Below are 21,356 nucleotides of genomic sequence, written 5' to 3'. Positions count from 1 at the left end.
ACAAGGCCCAGGTACTGGCATAGCAACGTTCCAGATCCTACGGGCTGCGTTTAACAAACAGCCACCAGCTATCCAAAAGCGGGTTCCCCTTAAAGGTCACCTATCGCACTCATGTAAAAGACGAGCCGGACTCAGCTTGCTGAGATCAACGCCAGTCACTCTCGTTCGAACTCTCCACCCAAGCTCATATAGAGGGGTCACACCGCCCGCCGCCCACCTGAGCACATGGATTAAACCTGTAAAAAAGCGATTGATATCAATAGGCTTCAAGGGGCTGCCTTTAATCGTGCGAGCACCGACTCAAGCTGTTCGACAACCCCTGCCTTATCTTTTATTTTCTCCATATCCAATCGAATCTGCGCACCATCCTGATCCACATGCAGGGTCGTTGCATGTACGACATCCAACCGATCCGCCATATTGGTGACCTTATAAGGTGTAATGGAACGCTGTATGCCTTTAACAGAGATCGGTGCCGAGGCCACCGCTTGCACATGGTTACGCACCAGATTATAGGTTTCAGAAGAGAGTGTAATACCATCAGGTTCAGCCACCCCTTCCAGACGTGCCGCCAAATTTACAGCACCACCAATAATGGTATAATCCATACGCTGTTCACTACCAAAGTTTCCCACATTGCAAAAACCGGTATTAATACCAATACGCATCTGAAATGGGCGGGTATAGCCCATATCGTTCCACTTAGCTTGTAGAGATTTCATATGTCGTTGCATGGCCATAGCCATCTGTACACACGCTAGAGCATCCTCTTTAACCCCACGGGTTGCGGGATCACCAAAAAAGATCAACATCGCATCACCAATAAACTTATCGATGGTCGCACCGTAGCTTAAGGCAATGGCCGACATTTCGGTAAAGTAGTCGTTGATCAAAAAGGTTAGATCCTCTGGCTCCATATTGTCCGTAGTGGCTGTGAAGTCTTTGATATCCGAGAAGAAGAGCGTCAGTTTTTTACGCTCTGTGGTAATGCGAACCTCTTTATCCCCACTGAGAATAGATTCCACCACCTGCGGCGATAGATACTTGGCCAGCTTGGTCGATAGCCCCTGCAGTTGGGCATTGCGTGCATCCAGTTCCTGCGTGGTCTTTTTAAGGTTTTGAATAACCGTTTCGTAGAGTCTGTCTCCACTATCCTTCATGGTTTCCATCAGCGCACGGCTACGCTCACTGCGGGTTAAACGGCGTTCAAGCAGGTGTAGGGTGGCCTGGGCATCGTGCGTCCCCCCCGTATCTAACGCAGTTGTTGGATCCACAGTGGATTCGGTAAAACGGTGAGTTGGGCTACCCATTAACAACGTCACAAAGGTTTGGTTGTGGTAACTATTGAGGGGCTTACCATCGTGACAGAGCGGACCGATTTCACCATAGCCATAAAACCCGCCATAAGGGATCCCTGGCAGCTCCTCTTCTATGATACGGGCCTCCTCCGCCACCGTTGTTCCTAACAGGCATTTACGCATGGCACAGGAGAAGATCAAAGCGGCTTGAGGTGTGTGATCATCGGGATATCGGGCCATGGCTTGTTTAACAGAACGCCGTGCTCCTTCCAAAATGGCAGGGCGTTCGGTCACCGTAAATTGAACGGTACTACCTTGAGGTACATCGCCAAGAAAAGTAATGGCCCCTTTATCCTCAACAACACCCATGGTAACCCGTAGTGCTTGAATATGTTTGCCTTCATCCATCAAAGCTAAAGGGAACAGGCTATTAGGCGTACTCTCTTGGCCAAAATGGCGTTGGTAATATTCAATGGCTGGCCGGTGGTCAATCTCCTCCACCACCGTACCTTGGGAGCGGGTGACAACCCCGGGCTCACCCATGGGCTTCCAACCTGTTTCAACAGCATAGGAGATCATCAAAGGACCAGAAAAAAGCAGAACAGGCACAGCATTGCTGTAGACCTTTTGACCAAAAAACTGTTTGGTTCCCTGAAAGAGCCAATCATCCCCAGAGAGCCCACCAACCATGGGCACGCCCTCACCTAAAGAAGCTTTTAACGCTTCAAAAACCTCCGTGCCATTGGCTGTCAGGCTCTCAGGCGTGGTAATACAAAAGGCGGTCTCCAGATCTGTTTGTGAACGGGCTTGCGCCATCGCTTTTTGGCAGGTATCCGTAATATCCTCACTTACCTGCTGGCCCACCCCTGCTGTTATCTCCACTTCGTCAGACACAAATAACATGAGGGTGGCAGCATCTTCACTAAACCCCGCCGGAGAGGATAGCTCACCATCTGTGGTACAACCGATCAGTGCTAAGTCCGGCCAAGTTTGGATGAGGCTTTCTAAAATGATGGCATGTTCATAGGTATGTGAAGCAAATAAAAGCCCGCCATTTGGGATCTGCCCATCCAGTTTTTCCATCGCTTCACGGAGCAGTTCATTCTTAACAGCATGAGCATTTACACCCCGACTATGCACGACGATGGCAAAAAACATGTAGGCATCTCCGACTTAATTAGGTACGCAACGACCTCTATTCCAATCAAAGTGAACATCACCCTTTTTTTGAGGCGAGCAATGTCTCAATAACGTGAACAACTTGTGCATTTTTTTGAGTATTCAAAGCATCGGGATGAGGTTCAGCAAACTGTTGTGCATCATTATCATAATACCGACCAGAGACGTTGGCAAACGCATCACTCAGTGAAGCACGGACCAGGATATCAACCCCGATCTGTAGATCATTACCCGCAACACCATAAGCCTCTTTCACCATCTTACTCCCCAAAAATGATGCCGGGTTGACCGCAAGAATAGAGGGACCGGTTGCTGCCAAGGTTTGCGCAAGGTGAAATGACCACATGGTCAGAGCAAGCTTACTTTGTGCATAAGCTTGATTATCGTCCAACCAAACCTTGCCCTCCAGCGCCTTCAAATCCACCGCTGCTTGTGCCGCTGAAGAGAGGTTAACCACACGGCCATTTGAGGCCATATGTGATAACAGCCGTTTGGTTAATTGAAAGGGGGCCAGGGTATTAACAGCAAAGCGAACATCTAATGCCCCTTCGGTTTTAGGCTGGGGCACCTTAAAAACCCCAGCATTGTTGATCAGCACATCAAGTTTGCTCTGTTGGGCTACAACATGATCAGCCAGCGCATCAACCTCGGAAGCGATGGATAAATCCGCCTTAAAAGTCTTAACGACCCCTGCGTTGGGAATCTTTAACAGTTGCGCCTGTGCGGCCACCAACTTAGCTTGACTACGCCCGTGTATCCATACGGTATGCCCCAAAGCAACCAGCGCCTTAGCGGTCTCTAAACCAATGCCGTCGGTGGATCCTGTTATTAAAATGGTCTTAACCATGGCCATACTCCAGAGCTATCAAGTTTGTGTTCTATTAACACGGTTACCAAGCATAAGTGACCAGTTCATCTTGTTTGGCCGCGGGATGGTGAACCATGGCATGCGTGATCTGGGTTAGAAATGTCTCCTTTAAGGCCGGAAACCTACCTTTATGCGGCACCAGATTATTGCCATGGTCCCCCCAATAGTAGGTATCAAAGTCACCTAGATTTTCCAGAAGATATTTTTCCTCCGCCAGCACCTGAGCAGGGGTAGGCAGAATGAACTGGCCGGCATGGATCTCTTGTTCCAGTTCACTATCGGGCTGTACAGCAAGAGCCATTGGTGCAATCTGCTCAGGTTCCATGAGGTTAAGCAACTTAGTCGTCTCCACAATATGTGCGTTTGAGCGTGTTCGGCCCCCTAAGCCAAAGATAATGGAGACCAGCACATCAATACCCGCAGCCTTGGCATGCGCCATACCCGCCAAAGCCTGTTCGGGGGTCATGCGTTTTTTAATGTTCTGCAATACCACGGCATCACCAGACTCAAGCCCCGCATAAACCATGGAGAGCCCTGCTTTTTTTAAAGCTTTAAGATCCTCGACCGTTTTTCGGCGTAGATCATTCAGTTCACCATAGAGGGAAAGATTCTTAAGCTCAGGAAAAACTGCATGAATTTTTGTGATAATCTTCAACAAAAATTCAGTCTTTAAAGCCATGACATTACCATCGATTAAAAAAATCGACTCTACCGGACCATAAAAACGGCGTGCCCTATCGATATCGATAAAGATCTCCTCAATGGAACGCTTCCCAAAGCTCTTATCTTTGAACATGGTGCAGAAGGTGCAGTTATTATTGGAACACCCTGTGGTGACCTGAATGAGTAAACTTTCAGACTCCATCCAAGGACGGTAGATTTTACCTTCATATCTCATTGTTCTCTCCTGCTGCACCACAGGGGTGGTCAAGACATATCCCCCCTAAGGTACGTTTCGATTCTCCAACAGTCCCTTCGCCAAGCGGCCTAAATAAGATGCCTAGGCAACTAAACCTCTACCACAACTTTACCCATGGCTTGCCCACTGGTCAGCCGTTGATACGCTTGCCCGACCTCATCCAATTTAAACGACTTTTCATCCAGCAATGGCTTAAGAGCACCGGCATCTGCGATCTGTGCAAGCTTGGCCAAAATGGCGCCATGTTCTTCTCGTTTATGGTTGTACAACATCGGAATAAGCATAAAAATCACATGTATTGACAGCCCTTTAAAATGAGCCGGTGTTAGATCCAGTTCAACAAGAGAAACGGTGGTCGCCACATGCCCATTGAGAGCTGCAGCCTCAAACGAGTTGCGCATATTAACCCCACCAACAGAGTCAAAAATCACATCAAAACCGGCTCCATTGGTATGCTTGGCCACATAGTCCGCCACTTGTTCTGTACGATAATCGATACCCGTGGCCCCATACTGTTCAACCATTTGTATGGATTTTTCACCGGATACTGTGGCATAGACATCAGCCCCCATCTGTTTGGCCAACTGTACAGCCACATGCCCAACCCCACCCACACCGCCATGAACCAAAACCTTTTGTCCCGCACTCACTTGGGCTCTGAGCAGCCCCTCATAGGCAGTAATCGCAACCAGAGGCAACGCGGCGGCTTCACGCATAGATTGTGCTTTGGGTTTGTGTGCAATGAGCTTGGCATCTGCCAACATGAACTCTGCCAGCGCCCCCTGTAACGCCGCCAGCCCCCCTGCACACCCATAAACTTCATCCCCCACAGCAAAGCCAGTAACATCCGCGCCAACCGCTTCTACCGTACCTGCGAAGTCCATACCCAGTACGGCGGGTAATGCGGGGGAGAGAGGGAGCGCCTTACCCATTTGATGAATCATCGTATCAACGGTATTGACACTGGTGGCAGCAACACGCACCACAACATGTCCGTTGATCACGGTCGGATGGGCTAACTCAGAGGATTGAAATACAGCGTTTTCACCATATTCAGTAAGGATCATGGCCTTCATTGGGCTTCTCCTAAGCGGGATATTGAATGCCCTTTACGATAACCATATTCTAAATATATAAAAACACCGTATTTTAGATTTCAGTATATTGTTTTTGCATATAATATAAGAACAGATCATTAAGATCTGCCAGCCTGATCCTTATGCCTGTCAGCTCATGCTTTAAAGGGGTGATTAGAGAGACACGAAGTCATAAAGAGATTAAACAACAGCCACAAGTCCCTAAAGATACGGTGCTCTGGCACAGTTTCTTTTCTCAGCGCCAAGGGCATCAAAAAGAGTATAAATAGAGAAGATGACCCGTTATTGGCAGGTTCACCGAGTGAGCTATTGTTCCCACACATAGATGACCCGTTATTGGCAGGTTCACCGAGTAAGCTATTGTTCCCACACGGGAGGACTGCCTATTTTTTCTAAAAGAAAATCAATTAAAACCCGAACTTTGGCGGTTAAGACATTCGACTTGGGATAGACCAACCAAATGGCGGATTGATCCTCAATTTTATAATCCGGCAATACCCGCACCAAAGAACCCTCTTGAATCTCTTTATACACACTCCAATACGCGTTCATTGAAATACCAACTCCCGCTTTGGTTGCCTCCCTCATATTGGCACCATCATCACAGATCACCCGTTGTTCAGCCCCGTTAGGAGGGAACATACTAACCGGTCGATCATCATGAGCAGAAAGCTTTCTGCCAGGCCCACCCATAAAAATCAACAATTGATGTGTCCTAAGGTCATCAGGGGTTTCGGGGGTTCCATACCGGGCCAAATAGTTGGGGGATGCACAGAGAATACGCTTATCGTCAGCCAGCTTTCTGGCCCTAAGGCTGCTATCTTCAATGGCGTAATTGCGCAAAGCCAAATCAAATCCACCTTCAATAAGATTCATGGGGGTATCGGAGAGGTTAAGCTGCAAATTTATGCCCGGATAGCGTTCCAGAAACTCCGGCAGAATGGGCGCAATAAACCGCTGCGCAAAGGTACTGGACGCCGCAAAGCGTAAAGTCCCAGAAACCTCAGTACGACCATAGCCTAAAGCGGCTCGTGCCGCTTCCTCCTGTGCCAAAATTTCCCGGGCATAAGGAAGAAATTCAGCCCCCTCCAATGAGAGAGAGACCTTTCGGGTAGAGCGATGCAATAGATCAGCCCCAAGCTGTGTTTCCAGCTTTGCAAGGCGGGCACTAGCCACAGCTGGCGCTAACCCAAGCTGACGCCCAGCTGCGCTGATATTGAGCCGATCAGCAGCCATAACAAAGAGGCGTATTCCTTCAATATCCATGTGCATTATATCCAAAACAGGAAAAAGGGCGGTGCAACAGGCCCTATTTTAGCGGATTTCATGTCTTAAACGGTAGAAAACAGATTTTATTAGCCCGAGATTGAAGGGCCAAAGAATACGGTGCGTATAAAAACGATGAACAGCGTGACCTGACTGCGCCCCCTTAGAGATCATGCCAACTCAACACCTATACCCTAGCGTGTTTCATGTACCTGTTATGGATCTTTGGCCGATAAGGTCGACATATGAAATTGAAATAAAAAGGGAAAAAACCATCCATCCACACCTACATAACCGTTGATGCCATTCATCTACAAGCATCTGAGGCACTTACGGGATGCCCTCACACACTGTTTTGACAACTCTTAACGCAACCCCATCTCGCAACAGGTAAACCACATAGCCTTGTATAAAAGAATCAATGGTAGGGAGGCTCTCCCCCCATCCTCAAACAAAGCGTGTGGAAACTTCATATTTTAAAGGGGATAGGGATACGGTCAAAAAAGAGAACAGGGCCGATAAACCAAGATCCCCTGGCATCATATAAAAGCCTGATTTCACCCTGTTCCCTAGCCAGGAGGTCAAGCCCAGCGTATTGGGACCTCATCCGAGCTAGGCTTCTGTTTCTCTTCCAGTTCACACTTAAGCTCTTCCAACTTTTCCAATGCAGAATCAAATGCATATTCCGCCACATCATCCGCAAGGCGCTGCAAATGGCTGGCAAAAAGGACCATACCAGGTAGTGCCATGATCTGTTCGACCATCTCACTGGCCTCAGCATCATCATCCTCAAGCAGCTCTAAAAGCTGTTGAAGTCGGGGGGTTACCTCGGCCAGATCTAAGGGCTCTTCATGGTTAGAGGATGTTTGCCCTACCTCTTCGCTCAGCCATGCCCTTAACCCTTCAAGGACAACATCCAGGGTTTGACCCAGTTTTTGGCCTTGCGCCACCATAGCCGTTTGAGAAACCGGATCTTCACAACAGGCCTCCAACTGGCGGGCTTGCTCTTGCAGATCATGCATGCCCACATTGCCCGCCACCCCTTTTAAGGTGTGTGCCTCTCGTAGAGCTTCGGTGTAAGCGTGATTATTAAGAGCTGTGGTAAAGCGCTGCATAAACGCCCCCTGCCCCTTTAAGAACTTTACCAACAACCGTCGATAGAGCTTTTTATCTCCTTGGGTACAGGCCAACCCTGCTTGCAGATCCACTCCAGGCAAAAGAGGAATCTCTTCATCTACACCCTCTGTTTCCACAGACACAGCGGATTTGCCTGTAAAAGGAGCAGAGGGGGTGATCCATTTTGACATAGTGCCAAACATATCTTTGATATTAATGGGCTTAGCAATATGGTCATCCATACCAGCATCGGTCGCTTTTTCCCGATCTCCGGCCATGGCATTGGCCGTCATGGCAATAACGGGCAGTGACTTATAGGCCTTATGCTGACGTATGCGCCGTGTGGCTGTGTAGCCATCCATAACCGGCATTTGGCAATCCATCAACACCCCATCAAAGGTGTGCTCTTCCAATAGATCCAAGGCCTCCTGACCATGGTTGGCTACAGTTACTTGAATATCTGCCCGCTGTAACAGCTCAACCGCCAGTTCTTGATTGATCTCATTATCCTCTACCAACAAAACCTGCGCGCCCCGCAACTTTTCAGCCGCATGATCCCCACGATCCTGCACCTGCTCTTTGCGCTGTTCAATCAGCTCTTCATGTCCCAAAGCGACCATCACACCATCCAATAAAGATGATGCCGTTACCGGCTTGGTCAAAAAGCCTTGCAGGTTAACACCATCCGCAGCTTGCTGGGCCTCTTCACGGCCATAAGCCGTCACCATGATCATGACAGGGGGCTTTTTCAATGCTTGATTGTTCTGGATTAACCGTGCGGTTTCAACACCATCCAAACCTGGCATTTTCCAATCAACCAACATCAACTGGTAGGGTTCATCACTCTGGGCCTCCTCCAACAGCGCAATGGCGGTTTCCCCAGTACCCGCTTGATCTGGCTGAAAACCAAATCCCGCCAACATACTGCAGAGGATCTCCCGTGCGGTGGTATTATCATCCACCACCAAGACTTTCAAAGCCCCCAATTCACTGGCCATGGATCGGCGCGCAGAGACCTTACCCTGCTGTTTACCAAACCGTGCTGTAAAGGCAAACAGACTCCCTTTGCCAGCCTCACTTTCCACCCAAATACGCCCCTCCATCATTTCTGAGAGCTTTTTGGAGATCACCAACCCCAAACCAGTACCCCCAAACTTGCGTGTGGTTGAGCTATCTGCCTGACTGAACGATTGAAACAGCTTGGCTTGTTGATCGGGGCTCATACCAATACCTGAGTCCTGAACCCCAAAACAGAGTGTGACATGGTCTGTTTCATCCGTTTCAACCTGAACAGAGATCACAACCTCTCCCTGCTCGGTAAACTTAACGGCATTGTTACCCAGGTTGGTCAAGACTTGCCCCAGGCGTAACGGATCCCCCATTAAGGCCGTTGGCAAGGATTGGGGCAGATCAAACAAAAGCTCAAGCCCCTTCTCTTCTGCTTTAAAGCCAACCAAGTGGGAGAGGTTATCCAGCACATCTTCGAGACGGAACGCAATGGACTCCATATCCAGTTTGCCCGCTTCAATTTTGGAGAAGTCTAGAATATCGTTGATAATCCCCAACAAAGACTCCGCTGAGCGATGCACTTTACTGACATAGTTGTGTTGTTTGGGGCTTAGCTCTGTCTGCAGCGCCAAGTGCGACATACCGATGATGGCGTTCATTGGCGTACGGATTTCATGGCTCATATTGGCCAGAAAATCTGACTTGGCGCGGGTGGCCTCCTCCGCAGTCTCTTTGGCTTGAGCCAACGCCAGCTCATGGGCTTGGGATGTCCGCATATAGGTCCGGAACATACGGTAGACAAAAAAGAGAATAAATTGGATCAGTAAAATGGCGATAATTGCGGTTATCACCAGCGTATAGTTGGCCTCTGTTGAGTGCCGTTGAGCATCCTCATAAACCACTTGGCTATGCTGGATCTGGGTCTGATCAAAGGCGGATAGCGCCTTTTGTAAAACAATATAACGCTCTTTTTCCAACTGACTAACACTAATAAAAGCGGCAACACGGACCCCTTTGTTAATGTAGTGACGTGTTTTAGAAACCGCTTCTCGGTAGGCTACCCACGCCTGATGAATCTGTTGAAAAAGCCCCCACTCTTCACGTTTATTGGGGTTACCTTCCAGACGCTGTTTCCATACAAGCAAACGCTCTTCAAGCAACTGAATATGCTGGTCCAACTTGATCTCGACCTGCTCAACCATACTTTTATTGGGGGCCAAAACCAGTTCCATGGAGAGAATATGAATATCCGCAATGGGTGCGGAGATCTCACGACCCATTTTATCCAGATAACCCGTCGCTTGATTCATGGTCTGGATCGATTGATCAATACGTTCAAGGTTAGAGAGATTGTAGAGGCTACGACCAATTAAAATAATAGACGCAAAAATAAGCAGGATCATAATGCGCCGAGATAGCCTACGCTCTGCCCCCATGGCTTGCACCTGAGACGCAGTGGTTGAAGGTGTTTTTCCCGTCAACACATTCATTGAGGTAACTCACGAAAATTTTTGCGATTAATTTGCACAGGCCGTTTCCGCTCTACAGGGTATGGGGCTGAACCACGCACAGACCAGTGGTGGTCGGTCACTTCAAGATCGCGCAAATAGACATATGCGGAACGACCAGGGTTGAAAAAGAGCTCTTTATTAACCGCATAGACGTTATGGGGGTTCGGCAGATAAACCATATAGTTACGCTCATAAATATAGCGAATAAAATCTGCCACCATATCTTCATAGCCATCCGACTCCACATTGGTGCGCATCAACCGATCGGTCCAGTCCAGCAACGCCTTACTGGGGGTAATGGTGGACCAGGGGTTGTTGGGTCTATAGACAAAAAAAGCAGCCCAAGGGTGTTTGTACCAATCGTAATTGCCCCACAACAAAAGGTCCCATGGTTGCTGGTTCTTACCCTTCCATGTAGAGAGCAGTTGATTAAACACATGTTTTTCACTGCTCACCACCTCCCCAATCAGTTCAATATTGATCTGTTTTAGAAAATATTGAATATCTCGGATTAAAAAGAGAAAACTCTCCTGGGCAAGCAACGTAAGCTGCAGTGGCTGTGAAGGGTCCATACCCTGTTCTCTTTGGTAGGACTGCACCAAACGACGAAGGTTCTCTGTGGAGTCATCATGGGTTGCAGTATGCTGTTCAAAATAACTCTTCAAAGAATGTATGGCACCCGCCACACGGTAGAAGTTGGGCGACACCATGGTTGGAGAGAGAACCCCCTCACCCAGCATAGAGAGATTTAGCAAATATTCCTGATCAATAGCATGGTTGATCGCATACCGAATGCGCCTATCCTGCATGGCAGGGTGCCCATTGAGCATATTGAAATGCATAGCATAATTATTTAAGGATGGAGAGACCGCCAACTTGGCATGGGGAGAGAGTACCGTCTCGACCTGATCTGCAAAGGGTACTGGGGTCAGATCAATTTGTCCCTCTGTGAAGGAGACTTTTTTTCGTGCCCCTTGGATGGTTAATCCATTGTAGATGGTAATGGTCTCAACTTTGGGTTTTTGCTCTCCCCAGTAATTGGGGTTGACCTTCAGCACCACTTCCGGTGTGCTGCGGTCCCCTTCTACATAGCCCTTATGCAAAATATAGGGCCCTAAGCCATAAGGACCAGGTTCGGCGAGGTTGGGACAGGTTGGCTTGCCGTTCCAACCAAATTTGTGCAGATAAGGCTCTGTGTAGAACTGCAGCCATACGGCATCATGCAAAAACACCCCATAAGGTTCTGTTAAGTGAAAACGTACCGTATAGTCATCAACTTTTTCAATTTGGCCAAGAATGTCGGCCAACTTGGTGAAGGTAAAAGGCTTACGCTTGAAATAGGCCATATTCAAGAGAACAGAGTCTGCATTAAAAGGGGAACCGTCCTGAAAATGGACCCCTTTTCTTAGGGTAAACTCCCATATTGTATCATCTATACTTGTATGGCTGGTAGCTAGGTCATACTGCCACCCCCGATCATTATTAGCAGGGCGAACAAGTGCGCCATTAATGGCATGAGATATGGCGAGGTAGGGTAGGTTTGGGAGAAACAGTTTAACGTGGGAACCTGGACGAAAAGCGCCTGAGACCTCATTCGCCGCAGGATCTTTGACCAGATTAATATCTATCGGCTCGGCCCACACAACAGGGGAAAAAGTAAGCAGATAACAAACCGCCAACACCCCCCATAAACGGGGCAGTTGCCCCGCGCAAACAGCGCTTAAAATGAGTTTCCACAGCTTATGCATATCTACCTTTTATAACCAATTAAATAATACTTAAACTGAGTAAATAGATACCTTCATTGATCTTATTGAATTTTCCATTTTATCACCAGATTTTTCCGAGAAACCACCCCGCCCACACCCCACCTAAACCAGCCATAGACACACGCACTTTTCTACCGACCACAACAGGATCTCTACAAACCCACCTTACACCGTATCACCCCAAAGCATGGACCATGCAAGAGTCTGGCTTCATCCCCTTGTATTAACCCATAGAGCCTAAGACGCTACCCTTTAGCAGATACCGATCCACAACTGTCCAGCGACTCACGACCGTTACCAGCTGGAGAACCCAGACCGGGCGTCAACCTCCATAACAAATCCCCATCCTATGGCCCTTTTCCAAAGCAGGCCCCGCCCAATGTAAAACAGCCATTACCCAGCACGCACACCGGTTAACACGACATTTAGCATCAATGTGCCTAGACCCATCCGGTACCCTATGCCTTGGCACTCCCCCAAAAAACCAGGCATGGGTAAAGCCGTTAGATGACCATCCACTGGCCACCATGCTACCTATCCTTTTTGGGGATACCTATCCACACCAAGATGTGCTTACTCATCTCTTGATCCTACCCACTTTTGTTCCCAGCTCTGTATACAACCCCCTGGGTAGTAAGCCCTGTATAGAGCCCCCCTCAAAGCCCACTATCCTTTGACACAAACCACCTGTTTAAGGGTATGTACCACATCCACCAGATCGGTTTGTGCCGCCATAACCGCATCAATATCTTTATACGCCATGGGGGTTTCATCAATCACCCCTGCATCCTTGCGGCACTCAACCCCTTGTGTGGCCTTAACATGCTCTTTAATCGTGAATTGCCGTTTGGCGGCGTTGCGTGACATCACCCGACCGGCGCCATGGGAGCATGAACAAAAAGAGTCTTTGTTACCTTTACCGCGCACAATATAAGAGCGGGTGCCCATGGAACCGGGGATAATACCCAGCTCATCCTTTTTGGCACTCACAGCGCCTTTACGGGTAAGCCAAACGGAATCCCCAAAATGGTTCTCCCGCGAAACATAGTTGTGGTGACAGTTGACAGCAAGATGGCCCAACTCAAAACCAGTAAGCTCACTGGCCATAGCATCCAATACCCGGTTCATCATGACCTCACGGTTCGCATAGGCAAAAGCTTGAGCCCAGGTGAGTGCCTGGAAATAGTCGTTAAACAGTGTCGACCCTTCGGGCAAATAAGCCAGGTCCTCATCCGGCAGGTTAATAAACCACCGTTCCATCTCTTTTTTGGCTAAATGAATAAAGTACGTACCAATACGGTTACCAATGCCTCGAGAGCCCGAATGCAACATCACCCATACCCGATCCAACTCATCCAGACAGACTTCAATAAAATGGTTCCCCGTCCCCAAGGTTCCCAGGTGGTGTACACTGTTGGCTTTAGCAAGTGCCGTGTGTTTCTCTACAATCTGCTCATAACCCATCTGCAAGGTAGAGTGACGGCCATAATCACCCTGCCACGTTTGTATAACATCAGCCGGAAGCTCCCCCCATGCCCCCCGGTCAGCACGACGGTCCCCTCGGCCTGTCCGTCCATGGGGTACCGCTTTTTCAATGGCACTGCGCACACCGCGCAGATTTTCCGGTAAGTGTTGAGCGCTCAATGAAGTCTGTACGGCCATCATACCGCAACCAATATCCACCCCTACGGCGGCAGGAATAATCGCCTGCTTACAGGGAATAACCGACCCCACGGTCGCCCCCATACCCCAATGCACATCCGGCATAGCCGCCACATGGTGATGAATAAAAGGTAGCGAGGCCACATTACGGAGCTGTTGTTCAGCCGATGGATCAAGCTGAACCCCCTTAGTCCAAGCTTTTATCGCCACCCCACCCGTCTTAATAACATTAAACTTTTCCACATTTTTTTCCTTTTATGGGATGGCAAAAAAAAGAGAGACCTGCGCCCCTGGGATGGTGGTGCTACAGCGTCCCATTGCCCCACATCCTATCCACGATTGCTCATGCAACAGGCTAAAGATCAAATCCATAGCTATGCATTAAGACCCTCAATTCCACCATGCTTTATTGGCTACGCCCGATCAACACCCTACCGAGCAGCCCATACCCTTTGTTTTACGCCCTATACGGGCCATGCCATAAAAAAACATTAAAAGGGCGTCCATGATCTCCCCGCTTTATCCATTGGCCTACGGGATGATTACACACCTTACCATATCGCTGCTCAATACATTTTAAATCAACATAAACACAAACACTTATAGAACATACAGACAAGCACATCCGCTCTTAAGCAATCAACCAATGACCGACTTGAATCCAGCCCAGCTCGTATACCCCACCTAAACATGACTTGATCACCCCAAACTTAGACCAAACGGTTTAAACCCCTACCTCATCAGGGTTTAAACCTGTGGGAAATCAATGTGAAAGCGTATTGATGATCAGCCATAGCGCTCAATCATCTTGACTCTAATCAGCTTGCCTTATATAATTTCAGAAATTTCTGAAATCTACGATCAAGTCAGGTGAGATATGGAACTCAGCCCAACCATGGAACGATACATTCTCCACTGGGGAGAGATGGGAACCCGCTGGGGCGTAAGCCGCTCCGTGGCACAGGTTCACGCCCTGTTGTTTCTCGCACCTAAGCCAATTACAGCTGAAGAGATCACCGAGAGTCTCTCCATCGCCCGCTCCAATGTGAGCACCAGCCTAAAAGAGCTGGAAGGCTGGGGATTGGTTAATCGGATTAGCGTTATTGGGGATCGCCGGGACCATTTTACCGCCATAACCGACCCTTGGGACGCCTTTATGCTCATCGTTAAGGGGCGCAAACAGCGAGAGTTTGACCCAACACTGACCACTTTGCGCCAATGCCTGCTGGATGCAGATGATGACGACAAGCTACCAGCGGTCTCTAAAAAACGTATCCGTGATGTTTTGGCTTTTCTTGAATTGCTCACCAGATGGTATGACGAGATGCAAAGGCTCCCTCGGCCTCTGTTGTTAAAGATCATGACGATGGGCGGAACAATATCAAAACTCTTAAGCAGGGGGAGTTAATGCCCTCTTTTTTTGACCTCTTTTTTCACAAATTTCAGAAATAAGAAACATCACATATCCAACAAGCATGATGAAAGGCACCTTTCATAGCAGACATCCACCCGAAGATGCGGTAACGACGCCAACACTGTTTACCTGATGCCAGTTGGTTAGGTCTACAAACACAGAGACTTCTACCCTCTTTTTAAGGGAGGTCATCACCACAGAGAGAATATTCCACATTCTTGGGCGCTGGAAATAGGTGTGTTTTTTTAACAGGTAATTTCACAAATTTCAGAAATAGAGGAAATACCATGAACGATGCTGAAGTCATCGAATCCATAACCCTGACCAACACAGAACAACAATCCGCTAAAAGAGTTCTGATTATTGGCGCATCAGGTTTTATCGGCCGTCATATCGTAGGTGCGATAATCCGAGCTGGACACCACGTTTGGGCCGCATCACGCTCCGCTCAGCAGCTTTCAACAGCCACACCGATGGCCATAGACCTTACACAGCATGGTTTAAGCGATCTAATTAAGATGCTTAACGGTATAGATGTGGTCATTAATTGTGCTGGCTTAATACAAAGCCAGGGGCAAAACACCTTGGCCAAAGTGCATGATGAGGGTGCCGCACGTCTGATACAGGCCTGTTCCAGTGCTAACGTGACACGCTTGATCCATCTATCCGCCATTGGCGTCTCCGAACAAGGCACCACAGCCTACCAAAGAACCAAAGCCGCTGCCGAGCAGAGCTTGCGCCGTGTGAATAAGCAACACCTGGATTGGTGCATCTTACGGCCCTCACTTGTTATCGGTCGTGGTGGCACCAGCAGCCAAATGTTAACGGCACTGGCCGCCCTCCCCTTTCCTCCACGCATGGGCAAAGGGCTCTATCAAACACAACCTCTACATATTGATGATCTAAGCGCGCTGGTTGTCCACCTGATCGAACAGTTGCCCCCCCTACCGGACAGCATCGAGCTCGTGGGTCCAGAGCCCCTCTCAACCGATCAGTTGATCAATACACTGCGGACTTGGCTCGGCTTACCCCCACGCCCCTTTATGCCGATTCCAGATTGGGTGCTCAACGTTTCTGCGGTGCTCAGTGAGCGCATGATAAACGCCCCACTTAATCGAGACGTTTTAACCATGCTCCGTCAGGAGATCAAAGGGGATGCCACAGCCTTTACCCAAGCGCTTGGTCGCCCGCCTACCGCATTGGCCCAAGCCTTAGCCAAGCAACCCGCCAGTTCTAGTGATAAACAGGGGGCGCACCTCTACTTACTTCGCACTCCGCTACGTTGGAGTTTAGGCCTTCTCTGGCTGATAGCAGGCCTGCTCTCTTTTGGGCTTTATCCCGTTGAAAAAAGCCTAGAGATGCTCAGCCATCTTCACATAACAGGGGGCTCAGCACTGGCCCTACTCTACAGTGCCGCCTTTTGGGACATGCTGCTGGGTGTACTTTTGCTGGTTCGCTTTCGACCGGTACTGGTCGGTGGTATACAGCTGTTAACCCTATTTACCTTTTCGGTGCTTGCCATCGGTTTACCTGCAGAATATTGGCTACACCCCTTTACACCACTGGTAAAAAACCTCCCCATAGCCGCAGCAACCCTGGTTATGATGGCACTAGAAAAGGGGCGCTGACATGCTCGACCCGCTCTTTTTAAAATGGATACACATTCTCAGCATGGTTCTACTTTTCGGAACGGGTCTGGGTACCGCTTTTCACGGTCTGGCCTGTAACCTTAGCCAAAACAGACAGGCCATGGCGGTGGGCAACCGCAATGTCGTTATGGCGGACTGGCTCTTCACAACACCTGCAGTCCTTGTGCAACCTGTGACTGGCGTGTTACTGGCCCAAGAACTGGGATGGGATCTGACCGAAGGGTGGATTTTTTGGTCATTGGTACTGTATGGCCTTGCAGGGGCATGCTGGTTGCCAGTGGTGTGGTTACAACTGCGTATGCGCCGTTTAAGCAACACAGCCCTAAAAACCGGGGCTGAACTACCCCAGATCTATCACCGCTACTTCCGCTTATGGTTTGCCCTTGGCTGGCCAGCCTTTGCCGCTATGATCAGCATTGTCTGGTTAATGGTCTTTAAACCAAGCCTGTGAGGAGGTCAGCCGCGACAAGCCTTCCTTACTTTGTGTAAAGACGATCCGTAAGGTTTGTTCAAAGGGGCCTTTGTGCATGACACAGCCAAACTGATTCCACCCAACCAAGATCCCGTAAACACCGCTCAATAACGGCGGGATCTTCCTACTACTTCTGCTGTGGCGGGTGAGATACACGATCTGAGTGAGACATCACACAAACCATGCCCCACTTTTACGCGCTGGAGAAGCGCCTTACTCTTTTGGGGCGAGAATTTTTTCCGTAAAGGCTTGGCGGAACAGAGGGTGACCATTGTTCCATTTTTCATAAAGCTCTAAAAAATGGTTAAGCATTTCTGGCGTCTGTTGGGCATTAAGTTTGGCAACCACATCACGCCCCTGCCGATCGCCAAAACAGCCCACATGGATCTCTTTATAGGCCTGATGCTCTTTTAGCCCATAGGCCACAAAATTATTGGAGATACCCCGATCCAACATTTGCGCCTGAATGGTCGTCGGGTAGCCTAAGGAAAAATCAGCCCGGCCACGTTCAATCAAACGTAGATCGACCTCATTGGCCGAATGGGGCATCTGCTTAACTTGGTCACTACTTAGATAGGGCTTTAGATAGGGGTGCAAAACAGGATAGCGATGCTGGTTCTTAAACTGTTTGGGGGTCATAAGAACCAACTTCTCTTTGGCCAATAAATCAACCAGGGAGAGGATGGTACTGGGCGGGCCAAACTGTTTTTCATAACGCTTTTGAAAGATCGCCACATGGGGTGGTGTCAGGAAATAGGGTTTGGTGTAGGCGAATTGATCCGGATAAAAATGGCCCCAAATATGAGGTGTACAGCGGCCAGGGCGCAGGGCCTCGCGGTGAAAACGGCGGATGCTGGTCCATACCACGCGGTGCTCATACTCAGGCAGTTGCTGCTTAAAACGGGTCAAAAATTGATCCGCAAACCCCTGCCCTGCTTTAGGGCCGCTACGTATAAACTCTGGGGAGAGTTCCCAAACCAACCAGGTAATCGTCCCTTTACTCGTACTTTGGGCAACACTGGGTAGCGCCCCCATGAGCAAGCCTATTAGACAAGAAATGATTACACTGCGCATGACTACTCCCCTCACGCCCTGCAACAAACGCTCTCGATTAAGTCAGCGCGTTTTTTATCCTTTAACCCAGCGGATGCTTAGCTCACGGCCTAAAAAAGGATCGCTCATTTACCTCACATTAAAGAGAGGCTTATGGACACAACATCCCTGTTGCCTTAAGGTAACATAATGCGGCGCTCTCCCCTAGCTGAGATATACTCTCAAATCGACCGGTGACGTGCCGCAACAAGATAGAAAAACAGGTTTTTACTCCAAAGCAGCGGATAACAGCCCAGTCATTCTATCCATAACGGCCTACTCACCAGGTCATGCATTGTGTAAACACACGCCAAAAGAGGCACCTGTGGCGGAACCACATCCAGAGAGATCCACTTTTAAAAGTGCGCTGCAAAGCGGTGGCATTGGTCACCGTTTGGCCGTTCTTATTTTACTGTTCAGCTCCCTGGTTACGCTTATTCTAACCAGTTTTCAGCTCTATCTTGATTTCCGTCATGATGTAGACACCATCCATACTCGCCTGAATGAAGTTCAGCAAAGCCATGTTAAAAGCATGGCCGCCAGTCTCTGGAATCTCGATACCGCTCTACTCAAGCTACAGATGGAGGGGTTGGCTCAACTGCCTGATATTGTGGGGGTAGAGCTACGTGATACACATGATAATCATACCGACCCACTCCATCTAACCATTGGTGATACCCAGATCAGCAACCGTACCATCACCCGTGACTATCACCTGATATCCAAAGAGGTGGATGAAAGTACCCCTCTTAAAATTGGCCAACTACGGCTGTATGCATCTTTGGAAGCCGTCTATGCCCGTCTTCAGGATAAAGCGCTGGTGATTTTAGCCAGCCAAGGCATCAAGACCTTTTTGGTTTCTCTCTTTATTCTTTTAATTATTCATCGCCTTGTAACCCGCCACCTTATTGCCATTAGCCACTATGCCAGTGACCTGGATCTGACCACCCTGCAGCCACCACTGGAGCTGCAGCGTCGCAAGCGACCCAGGGATGAGTTTGAGCTGGTTACCGACTCGATTAACCAGATGCGTGATGGCTTACAACATGCCTATGGCGCCTTACAGCAGCATTCCATACTGCTCCAACAGCGGGTAGAGGAACGCAACCGCGCCCAACAGGCTCAAGAGGTTCTCTCCCGGTTACTCTCAACCGCTCTTAAACCGTGGGATTTAAACACCCAGCTAGAAAAAGCTCTGGATATTATTCTGGAGGTCCACTGGCTGAACCTTAAACCCTATGGCAGCCTGTTTTTAATGTCAGAAGACGGCAATAAGCTGGTACTCACCACGAACCATCGCACCCCACCAGCTTTGGTTGAGCAATGTTCCCAGGTTGATCTGGGGAGCTGCTTGTGTGGTCAGGCTGCGCTACAACGCACCCCCATTTTTGCCACCCATGTTGATGATCGCCACCATACCCATTATGAAGGTATGGCCGATCATGGACACTGTTGTGTGCCCATTCTTCACCAAGGTGAAATCTTGGGGGTTTTAAATCTGTATTTAGAGGCTGAACATCAACTGACCCAAGAAGATCGCACCCTGGTTTTAGCCATGGCTGACGCCCTTGCCAGTTTGATCCATGCCAAACAGAGTGAGATGGCCCTACTGGACTCTAAAGAGGCTGCTGAAGCCGGCAACCGAACCAAAGATCGTTTTTTAGCGATTATGAGTCATGAACTCCGCACCCCGATGAATGCCATTCTTGGTTTTGGAGAGATACTCGAAAACACCACGCTCTCTCCGACCCAAGAAGATCTGCTCGCCAAGCAACGTCGGGCTTCAGAAGATCTGTTAGACCTGATTACCGATATTCTGGAGATGAGCCAGTTTGATGCCCACCTACCCGATCCCATTGCATCCTTTTTTCCATTAGACACCTTCTGCAACACCTTACAAGAAGAGTGGGCACCACGTGCAAAGCATAAAGGGCTGACCCTAACACTGCATCAAACAGCCCCCACCACCCCACTTTACGGCTGCCAGCCACTGCTCAAAAAAGTGTTGATGATTCTTTTAGGCAACGCCATTAAGTTCACCGACCAAGGTGACGTCACACTGCGTACAGCGCTAGAGGGAGAAACCCTTGTGCTGGAGGTTCAGGACACCGGTGTTGGTATTCCAGAAGATATCATGGATCAAATCTTCCAACCGTTCACCCAAGGGGACGATTCGTTCACACGCCGCTATGGTGGCGCAGGTATTGGGTTAGCCGTTGCCCATCGTTATACCTCCGCGATGAAGGGCACCATTAGAGCCATTCAACCTCCACAAGGTGGCACTCTTTTTCAGGTACATATTCCAACTAAGCTGGAGAATGTATCTCAACACAGCGGCACCCCTTCTGACGTGGAACCCCAACCGCCTTTGACCGATCAAGGTATTCGTATTCTCTATGCAGAAGATGATGAGATGAACGCCACTTTGGTTAGCACACTGCTGGGTAAAACCCCACATGACCTGACCGTTGTGGATAATGGCGCTTTGGCACTGGAGCGCATTCAAAGCGAGCGCTTTGATCTGGTACTCATGGATATTCAAATGCCTGTGATGGACGGCTATCAAGCCACCCGAGCCATTCGGGCCTGGGAACACCAGGAAAAACGCCCCCGTATGCCCATTTATGCATTGACCGCACATGCTCTACAACAGGATATAGAACAATCCAGACAAGCGGGTTGTGACAAGCATTTAACCAAACCCATTGCCCGCACATCTTTTCTTGCCATGATTGAGAGCATCCCGCTCTATCCGCAACAAACGTGAGACTAATGCACGCCATATCCACCCTTTTAGCCATCGACGTATCGCCACCCTTCAGCGGCTTCACCAAGCGGACGCAGCTCCCACCCCTGTAAAATACCAACCGATCTTTAAGCACAAAGACCGAATATTTTTCATACATGATGTAGGAGTATGGGCAAGCTCAGCTTAGCCTAAAAAACTTAACAACCAGCACGAGCTATGTTCCCTGCCTCAAACAGAGACCCAACATCGAGGCCTGATCACCCTGCCCTAAAAAACCACCGCTCTGG

The 21,356-nt window shown here is 49.1% G+C and carries 13 protein-coding genes; 4 read left to right on the top strand and 9 right to left on the bottom strand.

Annotation, left to right across the window (positions count from 1 at the left end; translation table 11 throughout):
- Positions 1 to 266 precede the first annotated feature (266 nt).
- From V5T57_RS08075 to V5T57_RS08040, 8 genes are all read right to left on the bottom strand, one after another.
- Complete coding sequence (locus V5T57_RS08075; RefSeq protein WP_332890681.1) at positions 267 to 2,456, bottom strand: FIST N-terminal domain-containing protein; 2,190 nt, start codon at positions 2,454 to 2,456, stop codon at positions 267 to 269.
- Positions 2,457 to 2,514: 58 nt separating this feature from the next.
- Positions 2,515 to 3,324, bottom strand: coding sequence for an SDR family NAD(P)-dependent oxidoreductase (locus tag V5T57_RS08070; protein WP_332890680.1), 810 nt, complete (start codon positions 3,322 to 3,324; stop codon positions 2,515 to 2,517).
- Between the two features lie 43 nt (positions 3,325 to 3,367).
- Positions 3,368 to 4,243: a radical SAM protein gene (locus V5T57_RS08065; protein ID WP_332890679.1), complete on the bottom strand. Its 876-nt coding sequence runs from the start codon at positions 4,241 to 4,243 to the stop codon at positions 3,368 to 3,370.
- A 110-nt stretch (positions 4,244 to 4,353) separates the two neighbouring features.
- Positions 4,354 to 5,340: a zinc-dependent alcohol dehydrogenase family protein gene (locus V5T57_RS08060; protein WP_332890678.1), complete on the bottom strand. Its 987-nt coding sequence runs from the start codon at positions 5,338 to 5,340 to the stop codon at positions 4,354 to 4,356.
- Positions 5,341 to 5,718: 378 nt separating this feature from the next.
- Positions 5,719 to 6,627 (bottom strand): LysR family transcriptional regulator, encoded by a 909-nt coding sequence (locus V5T57_RS08055; RefSeq protein ID WP_332890677.1) that lies wholly within the window; start codon positions 6,625 to 6,627, stop codon positions 5,719 to 5,721.
- Positions 6,628 to 7,208: 581 nt separating this feature from the next.
- The gene (locus tag V5T57_RS08050; RefSeq protein WP_332890676.1) at positions 7,209 to 10,241 is read right to left on the bottom strand and encodes a response regulator; all 3,033 of its coding nucleotides are present in this window, start codon (positions 10,239 to 10,241) and stop codon (positions 7,209 to 7,211) included.
- Positions 10,238 to 12,010, bottom strand: coding sequence for an ABC transporter substrate-binding protein (locus V5T57_RS08045; protein ID WP_332890675.1), 1,773 nt, complete (start codon positions 12,008 to 12,010; stop codon positions 10,238 to 10,240). The genes V5T57_RS08050 and V5T57_RS08045 overlap by 4 nt, the downstream gene beginning before the upstream one ends.
- Positions 12,011 to 12,697: 687 nt before the next feature.
- Entirely contained in the window at positions 12,698 to 13,936 is a 1,239-nt protein-coding gene (locus V5T57_RS08040; protein ID WP_332890674.1) for an RtcB family protein, read from the bottom strand.
- A gap of 652 nt (positions 13,937 to 14,588) precedes the next feature.
- On the opposite strand from V5T57_RS08040, the gene V5T57_RS08035 reads away from it, so the two are divergent.
- From V5T57_RS08035 to V5T57_RS08025, 3 genes are all read left to right on the top strand, one after another.
- Positions 14,589 to 15,101: a GbsR/MarR family transcriptional regulator gene (locus V5T57_RS08035; RefSeq protein ID WP_332890673.1), complete on the top strand. Its 513-nt coding sequence runs from the start codon at positions 14,589 to 14,591 to the stop codon at positions 15,099 to 15,101.
- A 293-nt stretch (positions 15,102 to 15,394) separates the two neighbouring features.
- Positions 15,395 to 16,735, top strand: coding sequence for an SDR family oxidoreductase (locus V5T57_RS08030; protein ID WP_332890672.1), 1,341 nt, complete (start codon positions 15,395 to 15,397; stop codon positions 16,733 to 16,735).
- A 1-nt stretch (position 16,736) separates the two neighbouring features.
- Positions 16,737 to 17,207: a DUF2269 family protein gene (locus V5T57_RS08025; RefSeq protein WP_332890671.1), complete on the top strand. Its 471-nt coding sequence runs from the start codon at positions 16,737 to 16,739 to the stop codon at positions 17,205 to 17,207.
- Between the two features lie 234 nt (positions 17,208 to 17,441).
- Here the strand turns inward: V5T57_RS08025 and V5T57_RS08020 are convergent, their stop codons facing one another.
- Positions 17,442 to 18,302 carry a hypothetical protein gene (locus tag V5T57_RS08020; RefSeq protein WP_332890670.1) on the bottom strand — a complete coding sequence of 287 codons (861 nt, stop codon included), beginning with the start codon at positions 18,300 to 18,302 and terminating at the stop codon, positions 17,442 to 17,444.
- Between the two features lie 343 nt (positions 18,303 to 18,645).
- On the opposite strand from V5T57_RS08020, the gene V5T57_RS08015 reads away from it, so the two are divergent.
- Positions 18,646 to 21,087 carry an ATP-binding protein gene (locus tag V5T57_RS08015; protein ID WP_332890669.1) on the top strand — a complete coding sequence of 814 codons (2,442 nt, stop codon included), beginning with the start codon at positions 18,646 to 18,648 and terminating at the stop codon, positions 21,085 to 21,087.
- The last annotated feature ends 269 nt before the right edge of the window (positions 21,088 to 21,356 follow it).

It is taken from the genome of Magnetococcus sp. PR-3, from assembly GCF_036689865.1.
In the GTDB taxonomy this organism is placed as follows: Bacteria; Pseudomonadota; Magnetococcia; order Magnetococcales; family Magnetococcaceae; genus Magnetococcus.
This window is presented reverse-complemented; position numbering and strand designations above follow the sequence as displayed.